Annotated in this window: 14 protein-coding genes and 1 pseudogene; 9 read left to right on the forward strand and 6 right to left on the reverse strand. The window is 60.6% G+C overall.

Annotation, left to right across the window (positions count from 1 at the left end):
• Window positions 1-18: 18 nt before the first annotated feature.
• Window positions 19-978, forward strand: a complete 960-nt coding sequence (locus tag PQR42_RS36280; RefSeq protein ID WP_408214985.1) for a fumarylacetoacetate hydrolase family protein — start codon at window positions 19-21, stop codon at window positions 976-978.
• A gap of 66 nt (window positions 979-1,044) precedes the next feature.
• On the opposite strand, the gene PQR42_RS36285 is transcribed toward PQR42_RS36280, so the two are convergent.
• Window positions 1,045-1,911, reverse strand: coding sequence for a helix-turn-helix domain-containing protein (locus tag PQR42_RS36285; RefSeq protein ID WP_408390655.1), 867 nt, complete (start codon window positions 1,909-1,911; stop codon window positions 1,045-1,047).
• A gap of 438 nt (window positions 1,912-2,349) precedes the next feature.
• Here PQR42_RS36285 and PQR42_RS36290 point away from each other — a divergent pair, with 438 nt between their 5' ends.
• Complete coding sequence (locus PQR42_RS36290; RefSeq protein ID WP_408390657.1) at window positions 2,350-3,114, forward strand: alpha/beta fold hydrolase; 765 nt, start codon at window positions 2,350-2,352, stop codon at window positions 3,112-3,114.
• Window positions 3,115-3,135: 21 nt separating this feature from the next.
• Here PQR42_RS36290 and PQR42_RS36295 read toward each other — a convergent pair whose 3' ends face one another.
• The 3 genes and pseudogenes from PQR42_RS36295 to PQR42_RS36305 form a co-directional block, all read right to left on the reverse strand.
• Complete coding sequence (locus PQR42_RS36295) at window positions 3,136-3,339, reverse strand: hypothetical protein (RefSeq protein WP_408214994.1); 204 nt, start codon at window positions 3,337-3,339, stop codon at window positions 3,136-3,138.
• A gap of 367 nt (window positions 3,340-3,706) precedes the next feature.
• Window positions 3,707-3,946 (reverse strand): annotated as a pseudogene (locus PQR42_RS36300) (sodium:proton exchanger); the annotation flags it as partial.
• Between the two features lie 49 nt (window positions 3,947-3,995).
• Window positions 3,996-4,271, reverse strand: coding sequence for a XapX domain-containing protein (locus PQR42_RS36305; RefSeq protein ID WP_408214996.1), 276 nt, complete (start codon window positions 4,269-4,271; stop codon window positions 3,996-3,998).
• Between the two features lie 278 nt (window positions 4,272-4,549).
• Between PQR42_RS36305 and PQR42_RS36310 the strand changes: the two genes are divergently transcribed.
• The 7 genes from PQR42_RS36310 to PQR42_RS36340 all read left to right on the forward strand — a co-directional run bounded on the left by PQR42_RS36310 (window position 4,550) and on the right by PQR42_RS36340 (window position 10,559).
• A complete protein-coding gene (locus tag PQR42_RS36310; RefSeq protein ID WP_408214999.1) occupies window positions 4,550-5,236 on the forward strand; it encodes a hydrolase in 687 nt (228 codons plus the stop codon).
• Window positions 5,237-5,272: 36 nt separating this feature from the next.
• Window positions 5,273-5,428 (forward strand): hypothetical protein, encoded by a 156-nt coding sequence (locus PQR42_RS36315; RefSeq protein WP_408390659.1) that lies wholly within the window; start codon window positions 5,273-5,275, stop codon window positions 5,426-5,428.
• A 43-nt stretch (window positions 5,429-5,471) separates the two neighbouring features.
• Entirely contained in the window at window positions 5,472-5,639 is a 168-nt protein-coding gene (locus PQR42_RS36320; protein WP_171926426.1) for a DUF1427 family protein, read from the forward strand.
• A gap of 46 nt (window positions 5,640-5,685) precedes the next feature.
• Window positions 5,686-7,584: an amidohydrolase gene (locus PQR42_RS36325; RefSeq protein WP_408390661.1), complete on the forward strand. Its 1,899-nt coding sequence runs from the start codon at window positions 5,686-5,688 to the stop codon at window positions 7,582-7,584.
• A gap of 1 nt (window position 7,585) precedes the next feature.
• Window positions 7,586-8,032: a DoxX family protein gene (locus tag PQR42_RS36330; RefSeq protein ID WP_408390663.1), complete on the forward strand. Its 447-nt coding sequence runs from the start codon at window positions 7,586-7,588 to the stop codon at window positions 8,030-8,032.
• Window positions 8,033-8,072: 40 nt separating this feature from the next.
• A complete protein-coding gene (locus PQR42_RS36335; RefSeq protein WP_408390665.1) occupies window positions 8,073-8,987 on the forward strand; it encodes a VOC family protein in 915 nt (304 codons plus the stop codon).
• A gap of 66 nt (window positions 8,988-9,053) precedes the next feature.
• Window positions 9,054-10,559, forward strand: a complete 1,506-nt coding sequence (locus tag PQR42_RS36340; protein WP_408390667.1) for an alginate export family protein — start codon at window positions 9,054-9,056, stop codon at window positions 10,557-10,559.
• A 56-nt stretch (window positions 10,560-10,615) separates the two neighbouring features.
• Here the strand turns inward: PQR42_RS36340 and PQR42_RS36345 are convergent, their stop codons facing one another.
• Together PQR42_RS36345 and PQR42_RS36350 are read right to left on the reverse strand one after the other, a co-directional pair.
• Complete coding sequence (locus PQR42_RS36345; RefSeq protein ID WP_408390669.1) at window positions 10,616-11,377, reverse strand: bestrophin-like domain; 762 nt, start codon at window positions 11,375-11,377, stop codon at window positions 10,616-10,618.
• A 253-nt stretch (window positions 11,378-11,630) separates the two neighbouring features.
• Window positions 11,631-12,386 carry a TrmB family transcriptional regulator gene (locus tag PQR42_RS36350; RefSeq protein WP_408215016.1) on the reverse strand — a complete coding sequence of 252 codons (756 nt, stop codon included), beginning with the start codon at window positions 12,384-12,386 and terminating at the stop codon, window positions 11,631-11,633.
• Window positions 12,387-12,587: the final 201 nt, after the last annotated feature.

Raw genomic sequence — 12,587 nt, forward strand, 5'->3', positions numbered from 1 at the left:
GCAAAGACACTCTCAATCATGAAGATTATTGCTTACTCCGACGGTGGCCCCATCGAACTCGGCATCGTCACCAGCCCGACCCATTTCGTTGCCGTCTCCGACATTGAGCCGGACCTGCCGTCCAACCTCATTTCAATCCTGGAGCAGGAAGATGGGCTAACGCGCTTGCAACAAGCAGCACAAGGACGTCAAGGTGACCGGGCGCTCGCTGACGTCACGCTCAAGCCCTTCCTGGACCGCCCGAACGCGATGTGGGCCCTGGCGTTGAACTTCAAGAGCCATATCGCGGAAACGGGACTTCAAACGTCGATGGAGTATCCGCACCTTTTCATGCGTACGGCAGCGTCCTATGTCGGCGCCGGCGAGCCGATTCTGGCGCCGCGGGAATCCGTTGCCCGCGCGTTCGACTATGAGGGCGAACTAGGCGTCGTCATTGGCATGCCTGGGCGTTATATTCCGGTGGAGCGAGCGCTGGAACATGTGGCGGGTTACACCTGCCTCAACGAAGGATCGGTTCGCGAATTCCAGATGCACAATCGTCAATTCGGCCTCGGCAAGAATTTCGAAGCATCCGGATCCTATGGGCCGTGGTTGATGACTCGTGACGAGTTTGGTGATCCTGCGAAGCACACTGTCACGACTCGCATCAACGGTGTCGTTCGTCAGAGCGCACCGCTCGACGATATGTTATTGGGCGTTGCGCAAGTGATCAGCTATCTCAGTCAGGGCTATCGCTTGCGGCCCGGCGACCTGATTGCGATGGGAACGCCCGGCGCGTTGAAACCTCAGCCGGATGATGTCGAGGGCCACGATCTCTCGCGTCAATACGGACCCTTTCCGACACCGGGGTTGGTGCATATGCGGTCGGGAGATTGGGTCGAGATCGAGATCGATGGACTGGGCGTTCTCGGCAATCCGGTTGCCGCCGACGCGTCCATCAGTGAAAGTGGCTACGCAGTAGAAAAGTCCGCGGCCTGATTCCGGGGTTACACCAATTCTGGCTTTCAGAGGGTGTGGGGATCATTCGCAGTCCCACACCCCCGTTCAGCCGCGCCGATTGTTCAGCGTCACCGAATGTCGGCGAAACTCACTGGGTGGCACCCCCATGTGTTGTGCGAAGAAACGGGTGAAGTGGCTGTGCTCTTCGAACCCCAACTCTTCAGCGACTCCGGAAAGGGGTTTGTCGCTAGTGCCAAGCAACTGGATCGCATGCGACATGCGGACCCAATCGATATAGTGCTGCGGTGAAATGCCCATGCACAACCGGAATTGCTGAAAAAATCTCGACCTCGACAGGCCGACTTGAGCAGCCACCTGGACGACGGTGGGATTCGTCACCGACGCGTGCTTGATGAAATCCACCGCTTTGCGGATGCGAAAATCGATCGGTCTGCCTGACGGGATGATGCCGGCCGTCAACGCAGGATCGGCAAAATCCCGTCCGAGTGCCGTTACCAGATCCGCAAGAATTGGCAAGCAATTGTCGTCGTGGGCAACCAGGTGGTTGGTGATCGCCGCAGCGATACGATCCACGTGGTGCTGCACGTCCGGCGTGACGACGACCTCGGCCTTCGGGAAGATGCTCGCGGTGCCGCTTTCGGCGAGTTTCAATTGCTGCCGCAGCCAGGGGGCTTCGATGACGAGGGACAGGATCAGGGAAGGCTCGTCGTCGCTGCTCCTTTTCGAGTGTTCGACCCAGGGATTCAGACAGAGTGCGCGCTCCGCAGTAAGCGCGCAATCGTCTGCGCCGACACGGAAATTGCAGTTGCTTCCGCCAAGCTTGAAAAGGAACTGGTATTGGGAGTGAGCGTGGGCGACAAGGGGACGGCTAATGAAGTTCACCGTTGCTCGCCCGAAACTTCCTTGCAGAATCCAGACGGGCTTGTCTCCATCAATTGGTACTGTCGTCATACCCAACATTTCTCCACGTGGAACGCGGCGGTGCATTACGCGTTGCCGGATTCCTTGAACACAAAAAAGACGCTTCGGTCAGCGGCTGGACCTTGCGGCAAGCCAGTCGATTGAAAACTCTGGTAGACGTCACTTAACCAAAAGTAAGGAGTGCAGTCAATGAGTAGAAACGTGTTCTGATATGCGATGTATCCGATCGCCTCGACTCACATGGGGACGTGATCATCTGCATATGAACTGGCTGTTGCGTTTGTACCCGTTCAACGCCGAGATCCTGGTCGTGTATGCCTGAATAGGCTAGGCCGCAAGAAGAATTCTGGACGATTTGACAAGCAATCGGCTCTTACGGTCAGGCTTTCCAGCAGGGGCCGGCTTATATTGAATCCATCGTGTTATTCCAAAGTAGGGATAGGTATGCCGTTTTTCGAACGAGAAGGGATGCGCTTCGCATACGATGAGTTCGGCCCTTCTGGGGCGCCTGTCGTTGTCTTCAGTCATGGCTTCCTGATGGACGGCGACATGTTCCAGCCGAACATCGCGGAACTCCAGGATGCGTTCCGTTGCGTCGTCTGGGACCAGCGAGGTTTCGGTGCAACCGGATCCGCGCCCCAAGCTTTCAGCTACTGGGACTCCGCACAGGATCTCATTGCCTTGCTAGATCATCTTGAGGTTGCCTCGGCATCGCTTGTCGGCATGTCTCAAGGCGGATTCATATCGATGCGTGCGGCGTTGTTGGAGCCGGACCGCTTTCGGGCTATCGCGCTGATATCGACTCGAAGCGATGTCGACTCCGAAGCGGTCCGGCAGTCCTTCGAGGAGCTGAAAGCAGAATGGGCACGTAACGGCGCTAAAAATGTCGCGCAAAATCTGTCGGCGTTTCTGTTCGGTCCCGAGTATGCGGCATCCGCATGGATCCAGAAATGGATGAACGCTGGCGTGGAGAACTTTGAACACCCGGTCAATGCGCTTGTCTCCAGGGACGACATCACGCCGCGCCTTGCCGAGATTACGCATACGTCGATCGTGTTTCATGGACGCGACGACGCCGCCATCAGCCCTGACTGTGCAGAGGCGCTCGCCGCCCGGTTGCCGAACTGCAAAGACCTTGTGATGGTCGATCGAGCGGGACATACCCCGAATTTGACGCATGCCGATATTGTGAATCCGCCGTTACGGGATTTCCTGCTTCGCTATGCTCGCTAAGGCGAGGCACGCGCTCCTCGCCTACTTGCTGCCCGGAATGGTCTGATTGTTGTCCCGTGGCACCTGCGCCGATGTATTTTGATTCGCGCCGCCTTGGTCTGCGCCAGGCGGTTGATAACGGGGGTGTTCGTGATCGTGATTCACATGCATATGCTCACTGGCAAAGGCTGGCGTAAACAGGGAAGTGCTTAAAACCACGACCGCGATAAATGCAGTGATATTCATGATGATCCTCTCCGCTTGATCTGAACCGCGTCGGCTTAACGCTGTTTACATTCTATGCACGACGAGGGGCAGTGGAAACCAGCGGATGGCCAGATCTGAATGATCGAATTTAAATCGTTCGTTTTATGGACAACAAGTTGGCCATGTCACCGATACAGGCGGTGATTTCGGACTCGATTGAATTGGCCGAAGCCGTTGTGACGAGTTACGCTGAGGTTTTACGTTTGGTGCAGTAAGTCAATTCATTGCATGCCCGCATCACGGTTGCCGCGCGGCGACGCCGGGGGAGCCGGTTGTCTTTGCCAGCCGGCACCCAACGCTTTGTAAAGCGCGTGTGTAGCGGTAATCGTGCTGGCGGGGGACATGGCTCCTCGCGGAATTCCTTCCAGGCCGTGTAGAACGAACTCGAAATCAAGAGCGGCTGCACGGCCGCGAGCATCAGGTTCGGGTCCATCTCGGGGGCGCGCTTGCCCGCGACCGCGATCACGCAGCCACCGAACGGCAGCACGACGGCGGGCGGGATCGCAATGCGCTCGGCGAGCCAGGTGAGTGCGCCCGCGCCGCAGATCAACAACAGCAGGTAATGAAAGAGCTCGCCGTTGCTCATCCGCGTGCAGGCAGATTGTGCAGCACGGAATTGTGTGAAGGATGATGGGTCACGATGATTGCTTGTCCTTTGCGGCTACATCGGAAACGTGGCCGCCGGGCAGTGGGCCGAACATGTGCTGGCTGCATTTCGCTTCGCTCCACGCCGCTTTGAGCTTGACGCCCAATAACATTCGACGTGCGACGGGAAGGATCTGCTCGCCGGCCAGAATGCCGAGCAGGCCCGCCAGTGCGACGGTGGGCGGCGCCGGCGACTGCACGCCGATCGCGCTGTAAACGATACCGGCAAGAATTCCGGCAAGGAACGAGAGGATATACGGCTTCATGATGCGAGTCTCCTTGACGGTCGGCCGGCGACAGGCACTGCGCAACAGATTGTTCACAAGCGTTTCGGGTCTGATCGAGTAAGGGAAAGAGTAGTTAAGTTCACGTAAAGGTGCAATTCTCGGAATCGCACTCATTTTTCGGGGTGTTCTTTCGCCGGGTTTGGTATTAAATGTTAACGCTGGACGACGCATGCCCCAGCGCAATGTATATCGGACTCCTCGCGGTCACGCCGGCGAGGCGAGGTTTTATTTTCTCCGCACCGAAGGAGATACACGTCATGAGCAATCCGAAGCTTGAAGTACTCACCCCGCAGAACAGCCAGCTCATCTTCATTGATCAGCAGCCACAGATGGCCTTGGGCGTGCAGTCGATCGACCGCCAGGTGCTGAAGAACAACGTTGTCGCGCTGGCCAAGGCGGCCAAGGTGTTCAAGATTCCGACCATTATCACGACCGTCGAATCGGAAAGCTTCTCGGGGTTTACTTATCCAGAACTGCTCGACGTCTTTCCAGGCATGAAGCTGCTCGAGCGTACGTCGATGAACTCGTGGGACGACCAGAAAGTGCGTGACGCGCTGGCCGCGAACGGGCGCACGAAGGTGGTCGTGTCGGGTCTGTGGACGGAAGTCTGCAATACGACGTTTGCACTCTGCGCGATGCTCGAAGGCAACTACGAGATCTACATGGTGGCCGATGCGTCGGGCGGTACGTCGAAGGATGCGCACGATTTCGCGATGCAACGCATGGTCCAGTCGGGCGTGGTGCCGGTCACATGGCAACAGGTCATGCTCGAATGGCAGCGCGACTGGGCACGCCGCGAGACCTACGACGAAATCATGGCCATCGCAAAGGAGCACTCGGGCGCATACGGCATGGGCATCGACTACGCCTACACGATGGTCCACAAGGCGCCGCAGCGCACGGCTACGCCGCATGAGGCGCTGCCGGCCGTGCCGGCGAAGTAAGACGCGCTCAGGCACCGCCCGCGGAACGTGCGCGAGATGCTCGACGAGAAGGTCGAGCAACGGCGTGACGCGCGCGGTGCGATATGTCCAGCCCTAACGACACCGGGGCTGCATGCGCACGACGCCGTGCAGTTCGAGCGCCTGGGCGCAGAGGCCTCGCTTTCGCCGACCCAGGCTTTTTCGGGCAGCTGAACCGCCCAGTTCTGCAGGTTAATTTGTCAGAGAGAGTGATCATATGAAACCGTATCTGGTGTCACTGGGTGCGGGCGTGCTGATAGGCGTGATCTATAGCGTGATCAAGGTCCGCTCGCCCGCACCGCCGCTGATTGCCCTCATCGGCTTGCTCGGCATGTTGATCGGCGCCTTGGCCGTCCCGACGCTCAAGCAGTTGCTCGGCCTTTGATTGAAGCAAACGAAATTTGCGAATTGAGCGAAGTGAGGAGACGCACATGAGCACTACCGGCACCCAACCCGATCTCATTCTGCATAACGGACGGTTCACCACGCTGGACCGTTCGAACCCGGTCGCCACCGCGGTGGCAATGGCCGATGGCCGCTTCGTCGCGGTCGGCAGCGATGCAGACGTGATGCCGCTCGCGGGCGGCTCGACCCAGGTCATCGACCTGGGCGGCCGGGCCGCGCTGCCCGGCCTGATCGACAATCACCTGCATCTGATCCGCGGCGGTCTCAACTACAACATGGAGCTGCGCTGGGACGGCGTGAGTTCGCTCGCCGTGGCGATGGAAATGCTCAAGCAGCAGGTCGCGATCACGCCCGCGCCACAATGGGTGCGCGTGGTGGGCGGCTTTACCGAGCATCAGTTCGATGAAAAGCGCCTGCCGACCATCGGGGAACTCAACGCGGTGGCGCCCGATACGCCCGTGTTCATACTGCATTTGTACGACCGCGCGCTGCTCAACGCGGCCGCGCTGCGCGTGGTCGGCTATACGAAGGACACGCCGGAGCCGCCGGGAGGCAAGATCCTGCGCGATGGTGCGGGCAATCCCACCGGCCTCCTGCTTGCGAATCCGAACGCATCGATTCTCTACGCGACGCTCGCCAAAGGGCCGAAGCTGCCGCCCGAGTATCAGTACAACTCGACGCGCCATTTCATGCGCGAACTCAACCGCCTTGGCGTGACCGGCGCGATTGACGCGGGCGGCGGCTCGCAGAACTTCCCGGAGGATTACGAAGTCATCCGCAAGCTGCATGACGCGGGCGAGATGACGGTTCGGGTCGCATACAACCTGTTTACGCAAAAGCCGAAGGCCGAGAAGGAAGACTTCGTGAACTGGACCAGCACGTCCCGGTATCACGACGGCACGGATTACTTCCGCCACAACGGCGCGGGCGAGATGCTGGTCTTTTCGGCTGCCGACTTCGAGGACTTTCGCGTGGCGCGACCGGACATGGCGCCCGAGATGGAGGGCGAACTCGAAGGCGTGGTGCGCGTGCTCGCGCAGAATCGCTGGCCGTGGCGGTTGCACGCCACCTACGACGAGACCATTAGCCGCGCGCTCGACGTGTTCGAGAAGGTCGACAAGGACATTCCGCTCGCCGGCCTCAACTGGTTCTTCGATCACGCGGAAACCGTCTCCGAGCGTTCGATGGACCGTATCGCCGCGCTCGGCGGCGGCATCGCGGTGCAGCACCGGATGGCTTACCAGGGCGAGTACTTCGTCGAGCGCTATGGCGCAGAGGCGGCGCAAGCCACGCCGCCCGTCGCGAAGATGCTGGAGAAGGGTATCAAGGTCTCGGCCGGCACCGATGCGACGCGCGTGGCGTCGTACAACCCTTGGGTGTCGCTCGCTTGGCTGGTGACCGGCAAAACGGTCGCGGGCCTGCGGATGTATCCGCAGCGCAACCTGCTCGATCGTGAGACGGCCCTGCGCATGTGGACTGAGTACGTCACCTGGTTCTCGAACGAAGAAGGCAAGAAAGGCCGCATCGCAGTCGGCCAGCTCGCGGACCTGATGGTGCCGGACCGCGACTTTTTCGCGTGCGCCGAGGACGACATCGCCAGCACCACCGCGTTGCTCACGGTGGTGGGAGGCAAGATTGTCTGGGGCGCGGGTCCGTTCTCGCAGCACGATGCGCCGATTCCGGCCGCGATGCCGGACTGGTCGCCGGTGCGGCAGTACGGCGGCTTTGGCGGCTGGGGCCGCTGGGACGTAAGTCAGCAGCGCGAGGGCGCTCCGCTTCAGCGCGCGGCCGCAGCGATGTGCGGGTGTGCGAACGCCTGCAATTTGCACGGCCACGCACACGCGCTCGCATGGGGCCGTGCGTTGCCGACCGCTGATGCGCAGGGCTTCTGGGGCGCGCTTGGTTGCTCCTGCTGGGCCATCTGACATGACGGCATGGTCCGGCCGCAGCAACCCGACATGGGTCCGCGCGCTGCTTGCGCAGCCGTGGGTCGGGCCGCTCGTGCGCCTCGCGCTCGTATCAGCCTGGCTGATCGGCGGCTTTAACAAGGCGCTGCATTTCGACAGCGCGATCGCGGAGCAGGCGCATTTCGGCCTGCACCCGCCCGCGCTCTGGGCAGCGCTGGCGGTCGCGGTCGAGATCGGCGGATCGCTATGCGTCGTATTTCGCCGCTTCACGTGGATTGGCGCGGGCGGCCTCGGTGTGCTGACCGTCATCGCCATGCTGGTCGCCAACAACTTCTGGAACCAGACCGGCGCCGCGCGCTTCATGGCGCTCAACAGTTTTTTAGAGCATCTGGGACTGATCGCGGCGCTTGTGCTCGCGACCATGCTCGGCGATACGAAAGGTGCGGCCGGCGGCAGCCGCACCTGATTGATCAGACAGAACGATGAAACGACAAGGAAATTCCGTCATGAAAACGATTCGCTCTGCGTTGCTCGCCGTGCTGATTGCGAGCGGTCTTGTTGCCGCGCCGGTTGCGTTCGCGACGCCACCCACACCGGCCGTCTTGCCGCCGTACGTCGCCGTCGGTCCGCAGTACGATACGACGCACGTGTACGTTGCGGCGGAAGACTTCGATCGCTTCACCGATAGCTTCGTCGCGACGTTTGGCGGCAGCAAGTCGAAGCCGGGCGTATTCCAGGTCACGCCGACGCCGAGCCAGACGATGTCGCAGCTCGTGTTTACGCCGTCGGGCACGATCTCCGTGTTCGGCTTCAAGACGCCCATTCCCTATCCCTTCGGCGAGGAGCGCACAGGCTACCTCGTGACCGACATGGACGCGGCGATGAAGTCCGCGCGCGTGCTCGGCGCGGACGTGATCGTCGACACGTTCCCCGATCCGATCGGCCGCGACGCCATCATCTCGTGGCCAGGCGGCCTTAAGATGCAGCTCTACTGGCATACCCAGGCGCCGCACTACGATGCGCTGCAGACCATTCCCGAGAACCGTGTCTATGTGTCGCCGCAAAACATGCGCAAGCTGGTTCACGCTTTCGTGAAATTCTCGCACGGCCGGGTGGTGTCCGATGTGGGCAACGCGCCCGGTATCGAAATCGGCCGGCCGAACGACACGTATCGCCGCATTCGTATCGAGTCGGGCTTCGGCAAGATGACCGTGCTCGTGACTGATGGCCGTCTGCCCTATCCGTTTGGGCGGGAAGTGACGGGCTACGAAGTGCCGAATCTCGCCGCGACGCTGGAGAGGGCGAAGGCCGCGGATGTGAAGGTGCTCGTGCCGCCGTTTACTTCGGACGGGCGCGACGCCGCGATCGTCGAGTTCCCGGGCGGCTATATCGCCGAGATTCACGCGAAATCGGCGCAATGACGCGTTGCATTCGTGGTCAGGGCGGTGGCCGGACATAAGCCCACGCGGACAATGGCGAGGGGAACCATGGTGTCGACTGCAATGCGCGGGAGTCGATTCGAAAAGGCCGCCAGTGCCCTGACCTTCGCGGGTCTGTTGCTGACGGGGGCAGACGCGAGCTTCGCGGATACGGTCGCGCAACCCGCAACCGGGATGAGCCTCGCTGCGGATGCCGCCGATACGGTAGCGCCTGCGAGCGGCAGCACATCGGCAGGCGCCTGCAATGCAAAGCGGCCCGTCGTCATGTTCAACCGCTGGCAGGAAGACTGGTCGGTGCTCGCGAATCCGTGCGTGCCGCGCGAACCGCTCGACGGTCTCAAGTACATTCCGCTCGGCGGCGACCCGGCATCGTATCTGTCGCTCGGCGTGAATATGCGCGAGCGCGTCGAAAGCAACAACGCACCGCTGTTCGGTATCGGCACGCAGTCGGATACGTATCTGATCCAGCGCGTCGAGGTCCATGCCGATGCGCATCTCGGCGAGCACTGGCAGTTCTTCGTGCAGATCGAGGACGCACGTGCGTGGGGCAAGAACGTGGTCACGCCGGTGGACAAGAACCCGCTCGATCTTGAACAGGCGTTTGTCACCTACACTGGCGCGCTCGGCGGCGGCACCTTCAAGTTTCGTGTCGGCCGCCAGGAGATGGCATTCGACCTGCAGCGTTTCATCTCCGTGCGCGACGGCCCGAACGTGCGCCAGACGTACGACGCGCTCTGGGCTGACTACGAATACCAGAAGTGGCGATTTATCGCCTACGCGACGCAACCCGTGCAGAACCGCGACGCAACCGTGTTCGACGACGTATCGAATCGCGACCTCACGTTCAGCGGCGTGCGTTTCGAGCGCCAGTCGGTAGGGCCGGGCGATCTGTCCGGCTACTGGTCGCGCTATAACCGCAGCAACGCGCGGTACCTGGATGCGAGCGGCGCCGAGCGCCGCGATGTCTGGGATTTGCGCTACTCCGGCACACGCGGTCGTTTCAATTGGGATGTCGAAGGGATGCTGCAGACTGGAACGGTCGGTAACGGCACGATACTCGCGTGGGCGATCGGCTCGATCGCGGGCTACAAGCTAGACATGCCCTGGGCGCCGCAAGTTGCTGTGCAGGTCGACGCGGCTTCAGGCGACCGCCACCCGCACGACGGCAGAATCGAGACCTTCAATACGCTGTTTCCGAACGGCTACTACTTCACGCTCGCGGGCTATACGGGCTATTCGAACCTCATCCATGTCAAACCATCCATCACGCTCAAGCCGACGGCCAATCTGGCGCTACTCGGCGCGCTGGGCTTCCAGTGGCGCGAGACGACCGGCGACGCCGTGTATCAGCAGGCGAATCAGGCTGTACCGGGCACGGCGGGCAGAGGCAGCCTGTGGACGGGGATGTATGTGCAGTTGCGCGCGGACTGGACGATTGCGGCGAACCTCATTGGTTCGATTGAAGCCGTGCACTTCCAGGTGGGGAACTCGATCCGTCAGGCGGGTGGGCACAACGCTGACTACGCCGGCATTGAGCTCAAGTACGGGTGGTAGATCACCCTAATTCGGCAGGCTTGTGCGGCGACTCCCGCGCTGATCTCTATGCAGCGCTACTGAGCAAGTATGGCGAGCGCGGCGCGCAGAGGGGCAAATGAGACTGTAAACAGTCCATCGAGCGGCTTGGTCATTTCCAGTATCAGGAAAATTGCCACGGAAGTGGATAACGCGCTCATAAACAACGCTGCAATGACTGTAGCGTTGGCGGGGGTGAGCATGCCAAACGCGCCGAAAATGATGGATAGCCACAACACCAGGGCTACCAGCAGCGGTATGGGGAGTGAGCCCACCGCTTGCAGTAGCGCCAGTCCGCGCACAGCCAGCACTTCATCGGCAATCTGGATGGCGTTCGTCTGCAGCTCACGCTGCTCTGCGTTACGCGGCGAGAGTTCTTTCAGCTTGTGCTGAAGGCCTTCCATCCCTCTTAACGCCTCGACGCTGCCAAGCGCTGCCACCTCCGCAGGGTCGCGGGACACGAGTGTCTGGATCCACGTGCCGTAGCTCTGCTTAACCAGGCCACGGATCTCCTGCGTTTCAGGTCCATATTGGGCTAGCACGCGATCGAGGCGAACGACGCCGGCGGCATTGTGCACAAGTTCACTGTTCACTGTATCGAATGAGCTTTTCGCCGACGAGATCAGCAGGCCAAGCACCAACGCGGCCATCGTTGCGATCAGGCCGGTCGCCAGCTTTACGACACCGACTGAATCGTCGCCAAGGTGATGCTGCGGCAGCATGGTACGCAGGTACAAGCCAAGCAGCGCGCTGCCGAATACACATACAAACACGATCAACGCGATAACGAAGTCGCTCACAGTTCAATCCTCAGTCTCTGGTCGTAAGCCCTGCGCCAATGGTTATCCAAAACGGACACAGGGCAGCGGTGGTCGAGCCAACCTAACTCTTTCCGGCTGTGTTGGAAGGCGAACCTTGGACACGACGCGGACAGGCTACCGGCCGCAACGCCCACCATACCGTGCAAAGCGCAGCTTCGCCAGTCTAGTGAACGTTCGATGAAGCCGCTGCCGTGTTGGCCGAGGCCACGTTGGACGAGCGAACGAAAGCGGTTCAGGCGGGTTTGTCGAACCGATCGGGCGTGCTCGCGCCCCACAGCACTTCGAACAGACTGCACTCGAACGCAAAGAACTCCGCGCTTTGAATGGACAGCGCGTAGTGCTCGGCCCGCGATGAAACGAAGGCCACAGTGTCGTCGTAGAGATAGGTCGTGATACCGACTTCGAAATCGGCGGGCGAGAAACGGAGTTCACGGAGATCGCGCTTCGACGATCGCCACAGATCGCGCGTATCGCCGGGGCCCGAGCGGATCACGCGCAGATTGATACCCGCGCGGATGCGTCGCACCGCGACGTCCCTGATGACCTCAAAACCCGGTGTCTGAAACAGCTCACTGTTAGACATCACCGCGCGCAACTCTTTACTCTGACATTCGAGCGTTTCGTTGAGCACAGTCTTGATCCCTTCGATACCCGGAAAATAGCGCACCCGCGGTTTTCCACCTGCTGAGTTGTGAATCGAGCGCAGCCGCGGGAGCACTTCCTGAACGAGCTGACGCTGCGCCTCGATACGCCTGAGCAGCGCGATCGGATCCTGCGGAATCACATAGCTGCGCGCGCCTTTCTGCACGGTCGCGACGAGTCCGTCGGCGAGCAACCGGTCGAGCACTTCGTATGCATTGGTGCGGCCGATGCCCGCCTTCTGGGCGATCGAAGCGACGGTGGACTCGCCGAGTTCCAGCGAGGCCAGATAGAAGTCGGCCTTGTTTCCGTCGATGCCGGCGGCCTGGAGCATCTCAACAAGGTTCATGTTCGCCAACCTCATCTTCGCCAACCACTACGCAGGTGGTGAAGGTCGTTACATGCCGATTCGTTCGCTTGGATAGTACACTAAAAGTGTATATAAATCAATTAGATATAAAATTTTTTGCTGGGCCGGAACGTATTTCAAGGACGCGTTTCACGGCCGCGACTAGCATTCATCCCAGTCAATTCGTTGACGCCCGGAGCC

The organism is Paraburkholderia sediminicola (assembly GCF_046027355.1).
GTDB lineage: Bacteria > Pseudomonadota > Gammaproteobacteria > Burkholderiales > Burkholderiaceae > Paraburkholderia > Paraburkholderia sediminicola_B.